This is a genomic window from Streptomyces sp. MA5143a, assembly GCF_900290235.1.
In the GTDB taxonomy this organism is placed as follows: Bacteria; Actinomycetota; Actinomycetes; order Streptomycetales; family Streptomycetaceae; genus Streptomyces.
The window spans coordinates 127066-143550 of sequence record NZ_OLMK01000021.1 but is presented as its reverse complement, the minus strand read 5'-3'; the positions used below and the strand labels follow the sequence as shown (position 1 = coordinate 143550).

At 72.6% G+C, this 16485-nt stretch carries 17 protein-coding genes; 7 read left to right on the top strand and 10 right to left on the bottom strand.

Annotated features, from left to right (window positions below):
• Positions 1–56: 56 nt before the first annotated feature.
• Positions 57–503, top strand: a complete 447-nt coding sequence (locus SMA5143A_RS11015) for a MarR family winged helix-turn-helix transcriptional regulator (protein WP_107462687.1) — start codon at positions 57–59, stop codon at positions 501–503.
• 174 nt (positions 504–677) lie between these two features.
• Positions 678–1547 (top strand): esterase/lipase family protein, encoded by an 870-nt coding sequence (locus SMA5143A_RS11010; protein WP_107462686.1) that lies wholly within the window; start codon positions 678–680, stop codon positions 1545–1547.
• Between the two features lie 121 nt (positions 1548–1668).
• Here the strand turns inward: SMA5143A_RS11010 and SMA5143A_RS11005 are convergent, their stop codons facing one another.
• The gene (locus SMA5143A_RS11005) at positions 1669–1911 is read right to left on the bottom strand and encodes a hypothetical protein (RefSeq protein WP_375136475.1); all 243 of its coding nucleotides are present in this window, start codon (positions 1909–1911) and stop codon (positions 1669–1671) included.
• A gap of 280 nt (positions 1912–2191) precedes the next feature.
• On the opposite strand from SMA5143A_RS11005, the gene SMA5143A_RS11000 reads away from it, so the two are divergent.
• Positions 2192–2962, top strand: coding sequence for a dienelactone hydrolase family protein (locus SMA5143A_RS11000; RefSeq protein WP_107462685.1), 771 nt, complete (start codon positions 2192–2194; stop codon positions 2960–2962).
• A complete protein-coding gene (locus SMA5143A_RS10995; RefSeq protein WP_107462684.1) occupies positions 2959–3429 on the top strand; it encodes a GNAT family N-acetyltransferase in 471 nt (156 codons plus the stop codon). The genes SMA5143A_RS11000 and SMA5143A_RS10995 overlap by 4 nt, the downstream gene beginning before the upstream one ends.
• 16 nt (positions 3430–3445) lie before the next feature.
• Here SMA5143A_RS10995 and SMA5143A_RS43795 read toward each other — a convergent pair whose 3' ends face one another.
• Positions 3446–3580 (bottom strand): hypothetical protein, encoded by a 135-nt coding sequence (locus SMA5143A_RS43795; RefSeq protein WP_258193464.1) that lies wholly within the window; start codon positions 3578–3580, stop codon positions 3446–3448.
• A gap of 138 nt (positions 3581–3718) precedes the next feature.
• Here SMA5143A_RS43795 and SMA5143A_RS10990 point away from each other — a divergent pair, with 138 nt between their 5' ends.
• On the top strand, positions 3719–4378 hold the full coding sequence (locus tag SMA5143A_RS10990) for a class I SAM-dependent methyltransferase (protein ID WP_107462683.1): 660 nt from the start codon (positions 3719–3721) through the stop codon (positions 4376–4378).
• Between the two features lie 47 nt (positions 4379–4425).
• Here SMA5143A_RS10990 and SMA5143A_RS10985 read toward each other — a convergent pair whose 3' ends face one another.
• Complete coding sequence (locus tag SMA5143A_RS10985; RefSeq protein ID WP_107462682.1) at positions 4426–4926, bottom strand: DUF402 domain-containing protein; 501 nt, start codon at positions 4924–4926, stop codon at positions 4426–4428.
• Complete coding sequence (locus SMA5143A_RS10980; protein ID WP_107462681.1) at positions 4907–5836, bottom strand: GNAT family N-acetyltransferase; 930 nt, start codon at positions 5834–5836, stop codon at positions 4907–4909. The genes SMA5143A_RS10985 and SMA5143A_RS10980 overlap by 20 nt, the downstream gene beginning before the upstream one ends.
• Before the next feature lie 95 nt (positions 5837–5931).
• Between SMA5143A_RS10980 and SMA5143A_RS10975 the strand changes: the two genes are divergently transcribed.
• Entirely contained in the window at positions 5932–6300 is a 369-nt protein-coding gene (locus SMA5143A_RS10975) for a GntR family transcriptional regulator (RefSeq protein ID WP_107462680.1), read from the top strand.
• A gap of 17 nt (positions 6301–6317) precedes the next feature.
• Here SMA5143A_RS10975 and SMA5143A_RS10970 read toward each other — a convergent pair whose 3' ends face one another.
• Positions 6318–7085 (bottom strand): DUF72 domain-containing protein, encoded by a 768-nt coding sequence (locus tag SMA5143A_RS10970; protein ID WP_107462679.1) that lies wholly within the window; start codon positions 7083–7085, stop codon positions 6318–6320.
• A gap of 58 nt (positions 7086–7143) precedes the next feature.
• Entirely contained in the window at positions 7144–8238 is a 1095-nt protein-coding gene (locus SMA5143A_RS10965; RefSeq protein WP_107462678.1) for a DUF5925 domain-containing protein, read from the bottom strand.
• 112 nt (positions 8239–8350) lie between these two features.
• Here SMA5143A_RS10965 and SMA5143A_RS10960 point away from each other — a divergent pair, with 112 nt between their 5' ends.
• Complete coding sequence (locus tag SMA5143A_RS10960; RefSeq protein WP_107462695.1) at positions 8351–9766, top strand: GH39 family glycosyl hydrolase; 1416 nt, start codon at positions 8351–8353, stop codon at positions 9764–9766.
• A 27-nt stretch (positions 9767–9793) separates the two neighbouring features.
• Here the strand turns inward: SMA5143A_RS10960 and SMA5143A_RS10955 are convergent, their stop codons facing one another.
• Genes SMA5143A_RS10955 through SMA5143A_RS10940 form a run of 4 tightly spaced genes read right to left on the bottom strand, consistent with a single transcriptional unit; the run spans position 9794 to position 16221 of the window.
• Positions 9794–13579: a lipopolysaccharide biosynthesis protein gene (locus SMA5143A_RS10955; RefSeq protein WP_181361809.1), complete on the bottom strand. Its 3786-nt coding sequence runs from the start codon at positions 13577–13579 to the stop codon at positions 9794–9796.
• Positions 13572–14369, bottom strand: coding sequence for a polysaccharide deacetylase family protein (locus tag SMA5143A_RS10950; RefSeq protein ID WP_107462677.1), 798 nt, complete (start codon positions 14367–14369; stop codon positions 13572–13574). Before SMA5143A_RS10950 ends, SMA5143A_RS10955 begins: the two co-directional genes overlap by 8 nt.
• The gene (locus SMA5143A_RS10945; protein WP_107462676.1) at positions 14366–15379 is read right to left on the bottom strand and encodes a glycosyltransferase family 2 protein; all 1014 of its coding nucleotides are present in this window, start codon (positions 15377–15379) and stop codon (positions 14366–14368) included. The genes SMA5143A_RS10950 and SMA5143A_RS10945 overlap by 4 nt, the downstream gene beginning before the upstream one ends.
• On the bottom strand, positions 15376–16221 hold the full coding sequence (locus tag SMA5143A_RS10940) for a glycosyltransferase family 2 protein (protein ID WP_107462675.1): 846 nt from the start codon (positions 16219–16221) through the stop codon (positions 15376–15378). The genes SMA5143A_RS10945 and SMA5143A_RS10940 overlap by 4 nt, the downstream gene beginning before the upstream one ends.
• Positions 16222–16485 lie beyond the last annotated feature (264 nt).

Below are 16485 nucleotides of genomic sequence, written 5' to 3'. Positions count from 1 at the left end.
TCTGGCAACAGGACTCACTCCCGCTCAGTCCAGAGGGACGGTGTTTCAATGCGGGCATGCAGAACTCCGAGGCCCTCGGGCTCACCGCCGCCCTGCTCGCCGTCGCGGGTGAGCTGACGCAGCGCATCCATGACGGGGTCGTCGCCCGGGGCTTCGAGGGGCGGCCCGCGTACGGGTTCGCGTTCACCCGGCTCGCCCCGGACGGTGCGACGGTCACCGAGCTCGCCCGCCATCTCGGAGTGACCAAGCAGGGCGCCAGTCAGCTCGTCGAGGAATTGGTCGCCAAGGGGTACGTCGAGCGCCGGCCGCACCCCCGGGACGCCCGCGCCCGGCTGATCGTGCTGACCGAGCGGGGATGGGCCTGCACCCGGGCCGCGGAGGAGGCGGCCGCCGAGGTGGTCGCGGGGTGGAGCGGCGCGCTCGGCGGGGAGGCGGAAGTGCGGGCGCTGCGCGAACAGTTGGCGCGCATCGCCCCCCATGGCCCCATCAGGCCCGCCTGGTGACGGTTTCGCCGTCCCGTATCAGCGTCCACGGGCACCGCTTGAAGTTTTTACTGACGCGTAACTTCCCAGTTTTACTACCCACCCGTAACTTGGCTGGATAGAACAGCATCCTCGTGATCCGGATCACAGGGCGAACGCCGTCGCACGTCCCTTGAGCCGCAAGGAGATCACCCGATGCTGCCCTGGAAGCGCCTGATCAGACCGCTGGCCGCCCTGCTCCTCGCCGCCGCGGCGACCACCCTCCCCGCCACCTCCGCCGCGGCCGCCGACACGGCCGCCACCTCCAGCCGTGGCTGGAACGACTACGCGTGCGAACCCTCCAGCGCCCACCCCCGCCCCGTCGTCCTCGTCCACGGAACGTTCGCCAACTCCGTCGACAACTGGCTGGGCCTCGCCCCGTACCTGGTCAACCGCGGGTACTGCGTCTACTCGCTCGACTACGGACAGCTCCCCGGCGTCCCCTTCTTCAACGGCCTCGGCCCGATCGACAAGTCGGCGAAACAGCTCGACACCTTCGTCGACCGGGTGCTCGCCTCGACCGGCGCCGCCGAGGTCGACCTCGTCGGCCACTCGCAGGGCGGCATGATGCCCCGCTACTACCTCAAGTTCCTCGGCGGGGCGGCGGAGGTGAACGCCCTCATCGGTATCGCCCCCTCCAACCACGGCACCACCCTGGGCGGCCTCACCCAACTCCTCGACTACTTCCCCGGCGCGGGCGATCTGCTGTCCACCGCCACCCCCGCCCTCGCCGACCAGGTCGTCGGCTCCCCGTTCCTGACGAAGCTCAACGCGGGCGGTGACACCGTTCCCGGCGTCACCTACACGGTCCTCGCCACCAAGTACGACGAGGTCGTCACGCCCTACCGGTCCCAGTTCCTCGACGGCCCGAACGTACGCAACGTCGTCATCCAGGACCTGTGCGCCGCCGACCTCTCCGAGCACGCGGCGATCGGGCTCCTCGACCGCGTCGCCTTCCACGAGGTCACCAACGCCCTCGACCCGGCCCACGCCACCCCGACGACCTGTCTGTCGGTCATCGGCTGACACGTGCACACACGCCGGGTCACCCATGGCGCGGGTGACCCGGACGTACACCGCCGGGGCCTGTCCGACCTGAGCCGCCGGGCAGGCCCCGGAGTCCGTCAGCCGCCGTGCCGGCCGCCCTTCACGCCGCCCCCACCCGTCCAGGCGAGGCTCTCCCGCGCACCGGCGCACTCCAACCACCGGAGGCGTCACCGCCGTTGTTCTCGGGGCCCTCCGCGTAGCACTGCGCCACCCGGCTCACCGGGTCGCCCGGCGAGCCGTGCGCCGCGGCGGACCCGGCGGCGCACACGGTCGGGGCGAACGGGGCGGCACCGACGACACCGGCGGTGACGAACGCGGCGCCCTTGCGGCGGGCAGCGGGCATGGCGGTACTCCTCGAAGCGGTTCCGGGATCCCGGGCTCTCCGGGCGGGCCGGGCTTCCGGTCGATCAGCAAGCTAGCCCCAGGGAACCGCGACATCACCTGCTGAGGGCGGGTGCGGGAGATCCTTATGGTCGCGTTAAGGATGGGCTAACCGGGGGCTCAGGAACACCGGCCGCGGAGCCGTCGATGATCCCGTTCTTACCCGGACGCGGAACAATGCGACCGACTGCGACAGTTGATGACCGGTTGACGACTGGTCGGAGTGACGAAGAGGAGCATCCATGACCGACGTACGGGGAACGACCGTGGACATCACCACCCAGGACGGCACCGCCGACGCCTACTTCGTCCGCCCCGACGACGACGCCCCGCACCCCGCGGTGCTGTTCTACATGGACGCGTTCGGACTGCGGCCGCATCTGAGGGCGATGGCCGACCGGCTGGCCGGGGCCGGCTACGCGGTCCTCCTGCCCAATGTCTTCTACCGCACCGGACGCGCCCCGGTCTTCGACCTGCCCGACTTCATCGACCCCGGCGCGCGCCCCGAGCTGTGGGACCGGATCCTCCCCGTGATGCTGGCGCTGACACCGGACCTGGCGGTGCGGGACGCCGAGACCTACCTCACATGGCTGGCGGACAGCCCGCACACGACGGACGGGCCCGTCGGCATCACCGGCTACTGCATGGGCGCCGGTCTCGCCCTGCGTACCGCGGGCGCCTTCCCGGAGCGGGTCGCGGCCGTGGGCGGGTTCCACGGGGGCCGGCTGGCGACCGACGCCCCGGACAGCCCGCATCTGACGGCGGACCGCATCACCGGCGAGGTGTACCTCGGGCACGCCGACAACGACTCGTCCATGCCGCAGGAGCAGATCGAGCTGCTCGACAAGACGCTCGACGAGGCGGGCGTCACCCACCGCACCGAGGTGTACGCGGGAGCCCCCCACGGCTACACCCAGGCCGACACCGCCGCCTACGACCCCGAGGCGGCGGAACGCCACTGGACGGCCCTGCTCGACCTGCTCGGCCGCACCCTCACGCACCCCCGCTCATGACGCACGGGACGGACGGGACGGCAGGCGAGGGCATCAGACGGGCGGAGCCCGCGGACGTCGACGCCGTGCGGGCCGTCACGGACGCCGCGTTCCGGCCCTACATCGAACGCATCGGGGTCGTACCGCAGCCCATGGAGGCGGACCACGCGGCGAACGTGGCCGCGGGCCGCGTCTTCGTGACCGGCGACCCCGTGACCGGCCTGGTGGTCGTCGAGGCACACGACGACCACCTGTTCCTCGACGTCATCGCCGTCCACCCCGACGCCCACGGACGGGGCGTCGGGAGACGGCTCCTGGACTTCGTGGACACGCACGCGCGCGCCCTCGGTCTGCCGGAGATCAGGCTCTACACGAACGCGATGATGTGGGAGAACCGGAAGATCTATCCGAAGTTCGGATACGAGGTCGTGGGGCGGCGGGTGGAGGGGCCCTACGACAGGATCCACTACCGCAAGCGGCTCGGCTGACCGGCCGGGGGCCGGGTCAGCCGTCCGGCCACCAGGTGCGCGCGATGTCCTTCCGCACTTCCCGGCGCTCGACGGGGCGCTCGTCGGCTTCTTCCCGCACCCGGCGGGAGTCGGACTTCCTCAGGGGCTTCTGCACGGTCGTACGGCGCATGGCTGCCTCCTTGCGTCTACCGTGTTCCGCGTTCTCACGGAGGTAGACCTCTTCCGGGAGCGTTACTCATCGGGTCGTGCTGTGTCAGTGGCGGCTGTCACCCTCTGGACTGTCAGTGGCAGGTGTCACTCTGGCGGCATGACCAACATCGACGACGGTGAAACCTCCCGGAGCCCCGAAACCGCGAAGAACTCCGTGCCGAACGACCCGCCCCCGCCCGTGGACTGGGACGCGCGGGCAGCCGTTTTCGACGACGAACCCGATCACGGCCTGCGGGATCCCGTCGTCCGGGAGGCGTGGGCGGCCCGTCTGCGGGACTGGCTGCCGCGCCGCACCGCCGACGTCCTGGACCTCGGCTGCGGCACCGGCAGCCTGTCACTCCTCGCGGCCGAACAGGGGCACCGGGTGACCGGAGTGGACTCCTCCCCGGCCATGGTCGGCCGCGCCCGCGCCAAACTCGCCGGGCATCCGGCCGTGTTCCTCGTCGGCGACGCGACGGCACCGCCCGTGGGGGAGGAGCGGTTCGACGTCGTCCTGGTCCGGCATGTCCTGTGGGCCCTGCCCGACCCGGCCCGCGCCCTGCGCCACTGGTGCGGGCTGCTGCGGCCAGGGGGGCGCCTCGTGCTCGTCGAGGGCGTGTGGGGGACGCTCAGCCCGGTCGGCATACCCGCCGAGCGGCTGCACGGGCTCCTCGCACCGCTCGTCTCCGACGCGGTGGTGGTCCGGCTCGACGACGACGCGCGGCTGTGGGGCAAGCGGGTCGAGGACGAGCGGTACGCGGTGGTCGCGGACCTCTGACCCCGCCGGGCCCGCCCCACCACGCTCCCCGCCCCCGCGTCTCCCGGTCAGCCCAGCAGGGCCGTGAAGCCGCCCTCCTTCGCGAGGAGTTCCAGCTCGTCCAGCGCGGCCAGGGCCGCCGCCGCGGCCTCCGGGTCGGTGGTCCCGAGCCCGCTGTCCGCGAACTCGTCCTCGTCCAGGCGCACCACGTCCGTGCCGTCCGCGGAGCGCCACAGGTCCAGGTCGAGGTCCTCGACGACGAGTTCCCCGCCGGACCGCACGGCGGGACGGGTGATGTCGCAGTACCAGCCCTTCAGACCGCCCCGCGCGTCGCGGACCTCCTTCACGGAGTACCACCGGTCGCGCCAGTAGTACTCGGTGAAGACGTCACCGGGCTCGAACCGCACGAAGCCGAAGTCCCGCACCCCGGGGCTCGCCCAGTCGGCGCGGACGACGACCCGGACGCCGTCGTCGCCCAGCAGCCGGGCGGGATAGCGGATCTTCGTACGCCCCGCCTTCAGCAGGACGACCTCCAACTCGCCGGTCGGCTCAGTCGAGTTCCCGGACATGGCGTACCTCCGTCGCACACACTTCGTAACCGAACCACTTGTTGATCGCGATCATCGGCCCGTTCCCGGCGTCGTTACCGGTGAACGCCTCCGCGTAACCGGCGGCACGGGCGCGGTGCAGGGAGTCGTTCTTGGCGAGCTTCGCCAGGCCCCGGCCGCGGAAGGCGCGGGCCGTGCCCGTCATGCCGGTGGAGTAGCGGGCCCCGCCGTCCGTGCGGGCCACGGTGAACGCGGCCGGTGCGCCGTCCACGACGACCACCGTGCTCAGCGCGTGGTCGAGCAGCGGATGGCGGAAGGTCCCGGTGAGCCACTGCTCGTAGTCGTCCAACTCGGCGCCGACATCGCCCGGTTCGTCCGCCGTGGTCTCCGCGTCCAGCGCGAACAGGGGGCGCGGGTCGTCGGCGAAGTCGGCGACCGTCCGCAGTTCCACGCCGGCCGGCGGCTCCCGCAGCGGGGGCAGCGTGCCGGTCGCGAGGTCCAGCCGCAGGAAGTGGGCGGACCTGCTGCCGGTGTAGCCGCGCCGCTCGGCGAACGCCCGGTCGGCCGGGGTGTCCATCACCCACGAGAACAGCCGCGTCGCCCCCGCCGCCGCGAGCCGCTCCTCGGCGGCGCGCACCAGCAGGGAGCCCGCGCCCCGGCGCACGCGCTCCGGGTGCACATACACATTGAGGTACCCCTGACCTGGTTCGGGGCTGTCGTGGGCGATGCCCAGTCGCGCGGTCCCGATCACCTCGCCGTCCGCCTCCGCCACCAGATGCCCGACATGGGCCTCGGGGACCGCGTGGGCGGCCTCGTGGACGACCGCCTCGGGGGTGCTGACCAGGAAGGGGAGGGCGCGCCCGCATACGTCGGCGAAGGCCTCGGTGTCCGCGGGATCCGCGGTCCGGAGGTCGCGCACGATCACTGTCATGGGGTCGCACGGTACGCGGACGGTGTCGCCGGTCGCCTCCGAATTTCCGGTGGGCGTGCGACGACCGCGGCCGGTGCGTACGGGACAATCGCCGCGTGACCTTGAACATTCGCATCGTGGAGGGGGGCGCGCCCTACGAGCAGGTGCGCGCCCAGATCTCGGAGCAGGCCCGGTCCGGGGCGCTGCCCGTGGGGTACCGGCTGCCGACCGTGCGGGGGCTCGCCGAGGAGCTCGGGCTCGCGGCCAACACCGTCGCCAAGGCGTATCGCGCGCTGGAGACGGACGGGGTGATCGAGACGCGGGGGCGCAACGGCACGTTCGTGGCCGCCGCCGGGTCGGCCGCGGAGAAGGAGGCGGCGACGGCCGCGGCGGGGTACGCGGAGCGGGCGCGGCGTCTGGGCCTCGGCGAGGCGGAGGCCCTCGCGGCGGTCCGGGACGCCCTGCGGGCGGTCTACGGCGGCTGAGCGGCCCGGCGGGGGTGTCAGCCGGGCAGCCGCTCGGGGGTTCTCGTCACCGTCAGCCCCGCTCTGCGGGCCGCCCGGGCGAAGGCCATGGCGTCCAGCACGGCCGCCGCGTGGGGGTCGTTGTTGAAGTAGGCGTGGACGTCGGCGCTGTCGGGCCAGGTGGCGGCGATGCGGTGGACCCAGGTGGTGAGGGCCTGGCGGCCGTAGTGGGGCCAGGTGTGGGCGCGGCCGACATGGAAGCGGACGTAGCCCCAGTCGGTGGTGCGCCACAGTGGCGTCGCGGGGCGGGAGCGGACGTCGGCCCAGCACAGGGCGGCGGACCTGGCCTCCAGGACCCCGCGCACCTCGTCGGTCCACCACGACTCGTGGCGGGGCTCCACGGCGACGCGTGTCCCGGCGGGGAACCGCGCGAGGCAGGCGTCGAGGAGGGGCGGGTCGGCGCGGAGGGTGGGCGGCAGCTGGAGGAGGACCGGACCCAGCCGGTCCCCGAGGCCCTCGGCGCGGCCCATCAGGCGCTCCACGGGTTCCTCGGGGTCCTTGAGCCGTTTGATGTGGGTCAGGAAGCGGCTCGCCTTCACCGCGACGACGAAGCCCGGCGGGGTCCGGTCGTGCCAGGCCTCGAAGGTCTCGCGGGACGGCAGCCGGTAGAAGGCGTTGTTGTTCTCCACCGTGGCGAACCGCGCCGCGTACTCCTCCAGCCAGAGGCGGGTGGGGCAGCCCTCCGGGTAGAAGGCGCCCCGCCAGTCCTTGTACTGCCACCCCGACGTGCCGACGAACAGGGTCATATCTCCATCAAAGCACCCGGACGCCACACCTATGCAGTCGGCGGCCGGGGGGGGGCGGCTACAGGTACAGCCCCGCGTCGGCGTCGCCGCGGGGTTCCGGGAGGGACGTGGGTGAGGTGCCCCGGCGCAGGGCGTACAGCTCGGCCAGGGTCGCGCCCTCGCGGCCGACGCCCTCGTCCGTGCCGAGCCAGTTCACCGCCTCCTGGCGGGTCAGCGCGCCGACCTCGATTCGGGCGAGACATCGGCCGGGGCGGACCACGGCCGGGTGCAGCCGCTCCAGGTCCTCGTTGGTGGTGACGCCGACCAGGACGTTGCGCCCCTGGCCGAGGAGGCCGTCGGTGAGGTTGAGCAGCCGGGACAGCGCCTGGCCGGCGGTGTGCTTGGCCTCGCCGCGGATCAGCTCGTCGCAGTCCTCCAGCAGCAACAGACGCCAGCGGCCCTTGCCGGTGGCGTCCTCCTCGCCGATCGCGATGTCCATCAGATAGCCGACGTCGGAGAACAGACGCTCGGGGTCCAGCACGCAGTCGACCTGGCACCAGTCCCGCCAGGACCGGGCCAGCGTCCGCAGGGCGGAGGTCTTGCCGGTGCCGGGTGGGCCGTGCAGCAGCAGGAGGCGGCCCGCGATGTCCTCCGGGGTCGTCTTCATCAGGCGGTCCATCGCGTCCGCCACCGGCGCCGTGTAGTTGGGCCGTACCTCTTCCCAGGTGCCCGCCGAGATCTGCCGTGTCGTACGGTGCGGGCCCCGGCGCGGCGAGACGTACCAGAAGCCCATCGTCACGTTCTCCGGCTGTGGTTCGGGCTCGTCGGCCGCGCCGTCCGTGGCCTGGCCCAGCACCTTCTCCGCCAGTTCGGCGGTGGTCGCCGTCACGGTGACGTCCGCGCCCCGGTTCCAGCGGGACACCAGCAGCGTCCAGCCGTCGCCCTCGGCGAGGGTCGCGCTGCGGTCGTCGTCCCGCGCCACGCGCAGGACGCGCGCGCCCGGCGGCAGCAGGGTCACACCGGTGCGCACCCGGTCGATGTTCGCCGCGTGCGCGTACGGCTGCTCGCCCGTCGCGAAGCGGCCGAGGAACAGCGCGTCGACGACATCGGACGGGGAGTCGCTGTCGTCGACGTTGAGCCGGATCGGCAGAGCGTCGTATGGGTTCGCAGACATGCCGCCATGATCCGTCACGGAGGGCTCGCCGTGCATCCGCTTTGCGTGGCGAGTCGGTTGTCGGTGACGGAAGCTCCCCCACCGCCGCCCCGCGCCGTTACTGTTGCCCATGATGCGACGGCATGGGTGGAATTCGGGGGACCGGCGGTGGCGGCTCACCGCGCTCCTCGGCGTGGGGGCGGCCGTGCTGGCCCTGATCGTGACCCTGCTCAACACACTGCCCGGCGAGGGTGGCACCGCCGGCACCTCACGCGACGGCGACAAGGTGCATGGCACGCCCGCCGTCCCGCCCGACGGCCTCGGACCCGAGGTCGGCTGGGGTTTCACCCACACCCAGTTCAGCGCGGACGAGGGCAGCCGGGCCGCCGTCGAACGCGTCGAGAAGCGCCTGGGCGAGCGGCCGTTGCCGCAGATCCAGCACATCATGGGCTGGGGCGCCGGCAACCCCGAACCGGTCGAGGGGCGCTACGACTTCGAGGAGATGGACCGGCGCGTCGACTTCGTCCGCGCCACCGGTGGCACGCCCGTCGTCACCCTGTGCTGCGCCCCCGACTGGATGAAGGGCGGAAAGTCCGGGGCCGGCGACACCGACTGGAGCCAGTCCGCCCTGGAGACCGCGCCCGAGCCCGAGCACTTCCAGGACTTCGCCGACCTCGCCGCGACCGTCGCCAGGCGCTACCCGGACGTGCGGCACTTCATCGTCTGGAACGAGTTCAAGGGCTTCTGGAACAACGCCGAGGCCCGCTGGGACTACGAGGGCTACACCCGCCTGTACAACCTCGTGTACAAGGCCCTGAAGAAGGTCGACGAGGACATCATGGTCGGCGGCCCCTACCTCGTCATGGACAGCCTCGACCCCCGGCAGAAGCAGAACGCGTCGACCTCCCTGAAGGGCCCCTGGGGCGCCATGGACCAGCGGATCCTCGACGCCTTCGACTACTGGGACAAGAACAGGGCGGGCGCGGACTTCGTGGTCGTCGACGGCTCCAGCTACACCGCGGACGACGAGTTGCTGCCGGACGAGTTCGCGGCCACGGAGAAGTTCACGGCGGTGAGCGAGTGGGTGCGGGGGCGCGCCCCGGGGCTGCCGCTGTGGTGGGCCGAGTACTACGTGGAGCCCGCCGACGCGAACGACGACCGCAACGGCTGGTCCGAGACCCGGCGGGTCGCCGTGCAGGCCGCCGGGCTGATCGGCATGGCGAAGGGCGGCGCGACCTCCGCGTTCTACTGGAACCCGGAGGAGAGGAGCGGGGAGTGCCCCGGATGCCTGTGGACCCCGACCGACACCAGCGGCGGCGGCAGGGCGCTGCCCATGTACGACCTGCTGGCCCGGTTCGGCGCGGAGTTCCCGCCGGGCACGAGGTACGAGACGGTGTCGGTGGCCGCCGACGACCGGCCGAACGTACGGGTGCTGGCCGACGACGACGCCGTGCTCGTGGTCAACACCCTGGACCGGAAGATCAGCGCGAAGGTCGACGGGCGGCGGTTCGCGATGGGGGCGTACGAGGTGCGGTGGCTCAAGCGGTGAGCACCCGCCAGAGGGGCCCCAGGTCCCTCACGGGGCGCCTCCCATCGTCAGGAACCGCTGCACCAGTGACGCGAGCAGCAGGGCCAGCAGCGGCAGGCTGAACCAGAAACTGCCCTGCAACCACCGGAGTTGACGGACGCTCGGGCGGGCCGCCACACGTACGACCTCGCGGGTGGTCAGCAGCACGATCAGGGCGATCGTCGCCAGACCGCCGACCACGGACCACGGCGTCCAGGTCACCTGCGGGCCGATCGGCCCGGGATCGGGCGCGGGGGCCTTACCCGTCCGACCGCGCAGCGAGAAGATCGTCGCGTCCTCGTTGGCGAAGACCTCCCTGAGCTCCTTGCGCGCGTCGAGGTTGCGGATGAGCCGCGCGTCCCAGTTCGCGGGGTAGCCGGAGTCCAGCTGGAGCGACGTGGTCTGGCCGCGGTTGACGATGAGGTAGGAGTGCGGGCCCGCGTCCTTGAGCGACTTGACCAGGCCCGACACCAGGACCGGGTCGACCGGTGCGAGCGTCGGCACGTACTCGACCTTCTCCATGTCCCGGGCGCCCCACGGCAGCGCGGGCGTCACCGAGTCGACCGGGTCGTCGCTGAGCCAGAGCAGCCGTACGGTGGGCTCGTCGTGGGCGTACACGTACTCCATGGCGGCCACCTCGCCGCTGCGGACGCGCTCGAAGGGCTCGTTGCCCCAGCGGGCGACGAGGAAGCCGCCGATGAGGAATAGGCCCGCCAGGAGGGCGGCCAGCGGGGCGAGGCTCCGCCGGTCCTTCGCGCGTTCCCCGGCGGTCGCGCCGGAGCGCGGGAACAGGGCGAGCGCGGCGAGCAGCGCGGCACCCGGCAGGGCGAACATGAAGACCCGCAGGGCCATCTCGCCGCCGTACGACTGCATCCCGAAGCCGAGGAACGGCACGAAGGTCAGGACGAGCAGGGAGCGTTCGCGGTACCTGTTCGCACGGCGGCGCAGGAAGCCGTAGCAGGCCAGCAGCATGACGAGGCCGGCCAGGGCCACACGTGCGTACAGCACGAGTTTGTGTGTGGAGCTTCCCTCGCCGATACGGCCGGACACCGAGGACGTGACGTTCCCGCCGACGCCGCCGACACCACCGAAGAGTTCGTCGAAGTGGCCCGACCAGTACGGCTCGGCGAGGAAGCCCACCCAGACGGCGACCAGGACGGCGAACAGAAGGGGCAGACCGCGCAGTTCGCAGCGGCCGACCAGGACGAGGACGGCGAGGACGCCCAGCATCACGAACGGGGTGAGCTGGTGGGCCGGGACGGTCGCCGCGTACAGCGCGATGAGGACCACCAGCAGCACCGCGCGCTGCCGGCGGTCGGTCGGCTCCACCTCGGCCTCACCGGGCCGGACCTTGGCCCACAGCATGCGCGGGGCGCGGAACCACACCAGGAGGATCGTCACGAAGGCCAGGTAGAGGAGGTAGGTGAAGCCCTGCGGGGAGAAGTAGTCCTGCCCCACCCAGCCGCTCAGCACGAAGATCCACACACCCGTCCACCGGGCGCGCCAGTTCGCGCGCACATGGCGGGCGAGGAGGAACATCGGGGCCAGGTAGAGCAGCTGCATGGCGGTGGGCCACCAGCGGATGATCTCCGTGAAGTCGTCGACGCCGCAGGCCTTGGCCACGAACGCGGCCGCCGCGAAGAAGCCCGGCCAGCTCCAGCGGGCGTCCAGGTCGGGGACCGCCGAGCCGGTGCGGTCGATGTAGTCGAGGAAGCCGAGGTGTTGCCAGGCCGTCGCGAACCGCGGCTCGGCCTCGATCACGGCGGGCAGCGCGTGCAGGGATACGACGGTTGCCACCAGTGTGACCAGCAGCAGAGCCCGGTGCTCGCGGCGCAGCCACAGCAGCGAGGCGAACACGGTGGCCAGCAGCGCCGTCCCGGCCAGCGTCGGCAGCGGCAGCACGGAGACGAGGCCGAGCCCGTCCATGCCGTCCAGCGCGGAGTCGTCCAGCGCGAGGGCGGGCACCCAGTACAGCAGCAGCGCCGCGATCAGGAGGCAGCCGAGGAGCACACCGGCGCGGGTGGGGCGCGGCAGCCATGCCCCGCGGGGCCCGGAGGGCGGTGGCGCCGCCGGGGACGGGGCGGGCGGCGCATCCCCTGGGGCGCCCTCGCTCTCCTCGACCGGCGGGACCTCCCCGTCCACGGGCCGTCCGGGCGCCGGTGGCCGGTTGAGGTGGAGCGGCCGGGTCGGCCGGTCCTGGGCCCAGGCCGGCCGGTGGTCCCCCCGGACGGCCGGGCTTCCGGCGGGCGGGGTGCCGGGGCCGGGGCGTACGTCGGGTCGGCGTTCCATGTGGTCGAAGTCGAGGTGCAGGCCGAGGGCGAGGGTGTCGGAGTCGGGCCGCCGGGACCGGGCTCCGCTCTCCTTCTTCGCGGTGGACGCCACCCGGCCCAGGTCGGCGAGGTCGCCGTCGGGCGCCGCGTCCTCGGGGACCGCGGCGGGCGGCGCCGTGCGGACGATCCGCCAGAGCCGGGGCGCGGCGATCAGCACGATCACCGCGAGGCTGGAGATCTCGGCGACCCCCGCGCCCAGCAGACCCATGCGGGGGAGCAGCAGCAGTGTCAGTCCGAGGACCAGGGCGCACAGCAGGCCCTGGAGCCAGGCGAGTCCGGCGGTACGGCTCTGGGCGCGCAGCACCGCGAAGTAGGTCTCCATCACCACCCGCAGCACGGCGCCGACCGCGAACCAGCGCAGCAGCCCCGTCGCCGCGTCCGCGTAGCCCGGCCCGAACACGGCGAGGATCCACGGCGCCCCGAAGAACAGCACCCCGCACACCGGCAGCATGATCCGGGCCATCCGCCGCAGCGCGGCCCGGGTGTTCGCGGCGAGCCGGGCCGGGTCGTGGGCGCCCTCCACGGTCAGCGAGGCACCCATGTTGATGGCGAGGAGGTTGACCGTGCCGCCGATCGTGGTGGTGATGTAGAAGTACGCGTTGTCGGTGGAGCTGACCTGGGCGGCGACGATCACCGGGACCAGGTAGACCACCGCGAGGGAGAACAGCGAGCCGGTGTAGTCGCCCGCGAGGAAGCGGCCGATCTCCCGCAGCGACGGCGGGTGGGCCAGGCCCTCGGTCGCCTTCACATGCCGGGGGACGAGCCGCCGGAACACCAGCCAGCCCAGCGGCAGCACGGAGACCGCGATCGCCGCGACCCAGGACACGAACACACCCATGGTCGGGACGGCCGCGGCGAACACCACCAGCAGCACCAGCTTGACCGCGGAGAACACGGTGTTGCCGACGGGCACCCACAGGGCGCTGCGCAGCCCGGTCAGCACCCCGTCCTGAAGGGTCAGCAGCGACCAGGCGACCACCGCGAGCACGAAGAACACGGCGTCCCGCGGGTCGTGCAGGAAGCGGTACGAGGACCCCCACAGCCCGAGCGTCAGCAGGAACACCCCGGCCGCGAGCGCCACCGCCACCGAACTGCCCGCGTACGTACGGAAGACCAGCCGTCCCGTGCCGCGCCCCGCGACCGGGATGAACCGGGCGAGCGCCCCCGTCAGGGTGAGCGCGGCCAGCCCCGCCAGGAGCTTCATCGCGGCGATCGCGGCGGAGCCCTGCCCGACCGCAGCCTCGGTGTAGTACCGGGCCGCGGCCAGCCAGAAGCCGAGGCCGAGCACGGCCGAGATACCGGTGTTCAGCATCAGGGCGTAGGCGTTGCGGAACAGCTGGTTGCCGCCGGCCCCCCTGCCGAGGCCGGGCAGCCGCAGCCGGCGGGCGGGGCCGGGCCGCGGCCCGGTGGTGTCCGCCGTGCCGGTGTCGGCCTGCCCGGCCGTGGTGGTCGTCGTGTCAGACACGGGAGCGGATGGCCTTTCCCACCTGTCGTGCTCTTCGGACCATGGCGTACCCCTTGGTCAGGGCACGGTCCCGGGCGAAGCCGCGGGCGACGGCGCGCCCCTGGACCAGCCGCTCGAACTCCTCGACGCCGGTGGAGCGCCGCACGGTGACCCGCCGCAGCGCGTACGGGCCCTGCCGGCGCCGGGCGAGCGCGTTGCCGACGGCGAGCGCCTGCGCGAACCCCGTCTCCCGCACTGCGACCCGCACCCGGCGGCTGGAGTAGCCGTACGGGTAGGCGAACGAGACGGGCGGGGTGCCCAGTTCGTCGGCGACGATCCTTAGGCAGCGCCGCAGCTCGAACCGGAGCCGGTCCTCGTCGAGCATGTCGAGCTGCGGATGGGTGTGGCTGTGTCCGCCGATCTCCACGCCGTGCCCGGCGAGTTCGCGGACCTGGTCCCAGTCGAGCATGGTGTCGAGGGCGCCGCCGTCGTCGTACGGGCCCTTGATCCAGGCCGTGGAGACGAACAGGGAGGCCGCGAAGCCGTGCTTGGCGAGGACGGGCAGGGCATGGCGGTGCACGCCCTCGTAGCCGTCGTCGAAGGTGATCAGCACGGGCCTGGCGGGCAGCGGGCGACCTGAACGCCAGCCGGCCGCCAGGGTGGCCGTGTCGACCGGGGTGAGACCGAGGTCCCCGATCACCGCCATCTGCTCCGCGAACGCCTCCGGTGCCACGGACAGGGCACGGGTGGCGTCGCCCGGAGCGGCGGCGACCGCGTGGTACATCAGGACCGGTACGGCGTCCTCCGTCATGACGAGCCCCCCTCGCCCCCCTCACCGGCCGGGGTCCCGCCGACGGAGAACGTGACGTCCCCCCGGCGGGCCCGGACGCTCCCCACAACGTACCCCCCGGCCGCCGCCGTGACCCCCGCGACGATGGCACCGGCGCGGCCCGCGCCGCCCCGGCGGCCGAGCAGCGCGTCCCGCAGGCCGCGCGCCACCCCGGCGGGCAGGACGCGTGTGGTGTAGCGGCGCTCCGACTCCAGGCCCTTGCCGGCGCCGACGCTCCGCGCGACCAGGGCCTTCGACAGGCCCTCGGCGTAGGTGCGCGACCGGAAGTACCCGAAGCGCTCGCGCGCGCCGGGCACCCGGTGGTGGATCACCGCCCGGTCGTCGAGGAGCAGGATCGCGTCCGGCCTGGCGCGGGTCAGCCGGATGCACAGCTCCGTCTCCTCGCAGCCGAGGGGGTGCCTGTCCCCGTCGCGGCCGATCCCGGTGGCGAAGCCCCCGGCCGCGTCGAAGGCGGTGCGGCGGAACGAGGCGTTGCCGCCGAGCACGTTGCGCACCCGGGCGACCCCGCCGGGCAGGCCCTTGTAGGCGCAGCCCACCACCCAGTCGAACTCCTCGGGGAACCAGGCCGGGCGGCGGCCGGACGCCCAGACGGGCACCGTACGGCCGCCGACGGCCATGACGCGGGGGTCGGCGTAGCCCTCGGCGAACCAGCGCAGCCAGTCGCGTTCGGCGACGGCGTCGTCGTCGAGGAAGGCGATGATCTCGCCGGACGAGGCGGCGATGCCCGTGTTGCGGCCGGCGGACAGGCCGCGGGGGCCCGCGTTGGCGAGCACCCGGACCTCACCGCTCTCCCGGTGTTCCTTGTACTCCCTGGTCAGACGCTCCAGCAGGGCCTGGTTGTGGTCCACCACCAGGAGCGTCTCCAGGGCCGGCCGGGACTGTGCGCGGACCGAGGCGACCGCCGCGAGGATGTCCTCCCAGCGGTCCTCGGTGTACGCGCAGATCACGACCGACACGGCCGGTCCGTTCAAGACACCTCTCCTCGGCCGGAGAGAAGCATCGTCGCGTGCGAACGGCGCCGCAGCGCACGCCGGTTGGAGCGCTCCTTGAGGATCACCCGCAGCACGCGCAGCCCGTCGCGCACGGCCCGCAGATTGCTCGCGCCGTGGATGCGGAGGTATTCGTGGCTCGGTATCTCCTGGACCCGCAGACCGGCCTTGACGACCCGTATGTTCATCAGGGTCTCGACCTCGAACCCGGTGCAGTCGAGGTCGATCTTGTCCAGGCAGTGGCGCCAGAAGGCGTTGTAGCCGTAGCAGAGGTCGGTGTAGCGGGCGCCGAACTTGCGGTTGACGACCGTGCACAGCGCCCAGTTGCCGAACTTGCGGATCAGCGTCATGTCGTCGGTGGCGCCGCCGTTGGCGAAGCGCGACCCCTTGGCGAAGTCCGCGCCCGAGACCAGGGCGGAGACGTACGACAGGATCTCGTGGCCGTCGGCCGAGCCGTCCGCGTCGACCATCACGATGATGTCGCCGGTGCACGCCTCGAACCCGGTGATCAGGGCGTCCCCCTTGCCCTTGCCCTGCTGCGGCACGACCTTGACGCCGGGCCACACCTCGCGGGCCACCTCGACGGTGTTGTCGGTGGAGTTGCCGTCGACGAGGACCACTTCGTGGATCCAGTCCGGCAGTGTCTTGAAGACGTACGGGAGGTTCTCCGCCTCGTTCATGGCGGGGATCACCACGCTCACCGGGGGAGCGATGGCCAGATGGGTGGAGACCGGCCGGTACGTGCCCGAGGCGACCGTGATGGTCCCGTCGGGCTCCTCGGCCGTGTCGGTATCGGATATCGCCGGGCGCAGAACTGAGCTCATGAGTCTGGTCCCTCTCGTCCGGTGGACCGCCCGCCCCTGGGCGGTCCGGCTATGTGTCCGGTTCGAAAGGGGGGTTCTCACCCACGGCACGCGAAATCGATCTCCGTATCGACCCCTTGGTGCATGACAGGGTGAGCTGGCAAAGCTGGCCGACTGTCGCGACTGGGCAGTCGGTCGCGCGGCACGACTCGGCGACAGATGCGCTCACCGAGCACGGCACCCCCCTACCGCGCCCCGCGCCGGGACCGTCACGCCCCTCGAGCC

Coding starts and splice junctions, on each gene's coding strand:
- SMA5143A_RS11015 (WP_107462687.1), top strand. CDS start 57: ATGCAGAACTCCGAGGCCCTCGGGCTCACCGCCGCCCTGCTCGCCGTC.
- SMA5143A_RS11010 (WP_107462686.1), top strand. CDS start 678: ATGCTGCCCTGGAAGCGCCTGATCAGACCGCTGGCCGCCCTGCTCCTC.
- SMA5143A_RS11005 (WP_375136475.1), bottom strand. CDS start 1,911: ATGCCCGCTGCCCGCCGCAAGGGCGCCGCGTTCGTCACCGCCGGTGTC.
- SMA5143A_RS11000 (WP_107462685.1), top strand. CDS start 2,192: ATGACCGACGTACGGGGAACGACCGTGGACATCACCACCCAGGACGGC.
- SMA5143A_RS10995 (WP_107462684.1), top strand. CDS start 2,959: ATGACGCACGGGACGGACGGGACGGCAGGCGAGGGCATCAGACGGGCG.
- SMA5143A_RS43795 (WP_258193464.1), bottom strand. CDS start 3,580: ATGCGCCGTACGACCGTGCAGAAGCCCCTGAGGAAGTCCGACTCCCGC.
- SMA5143A_RS10990 (WP_107462683.1), top strand. CDS start 3,719: ATGACCAACATCGACGACGGTGAAACCTCCCGGAGCCCCGAAACCGCG.
- SMA5143A_RS10985 (WP_107462682.1), bottom strand. CDS start 4,926: ATGTCCGGGAACTCGACTGAGCCGACCGGCGAGTTGGAGGTCGTCCTG.
- SMA5143A_RS10980 (WP_107462681.1), bottom strand. CDS start 5,836: ATGACAGTGATCGTGCGCGACCTCCGGACCGCGGATCCCGCGGACACC.
- SMA5143A_RS10970 (WP_107462679.1), bottom strand. CDS start 7,085: ATGACCCTGTTCGTCGGCACGTCGGGGTGGCAGTACAAGGACTGGCGG.
- SMA5143A_RS10965 (WP_107462678.1), bottom strand. CDS start 8,238: ATGTCTGCGAACCCATACGACGCTCTGCCGATCCGGCTCAACGTCGAC.
- SMA5143A_RS10960 (WP_107462695.1), top strand. CDS start 8,351: ATGCGACGGCATGGGTGGAATTCGGGGGACCGGCGGTGGCGGCTCACC.
- SMA5143A_RS10950 (WP_107462677.1), bottom strand. CDS start 14,369: ATGACGGAGGACGCCGTACCGGTCCTGATGTACCACGCGGTCGCCGCC.
- SMA5143A_RS10940 (WP_107462675.1), bottom strand. CDS start 16,221: ATGAGCTCAGTTCTGCGCCCGGCGATATCCGATACCGACACGGCCGAG.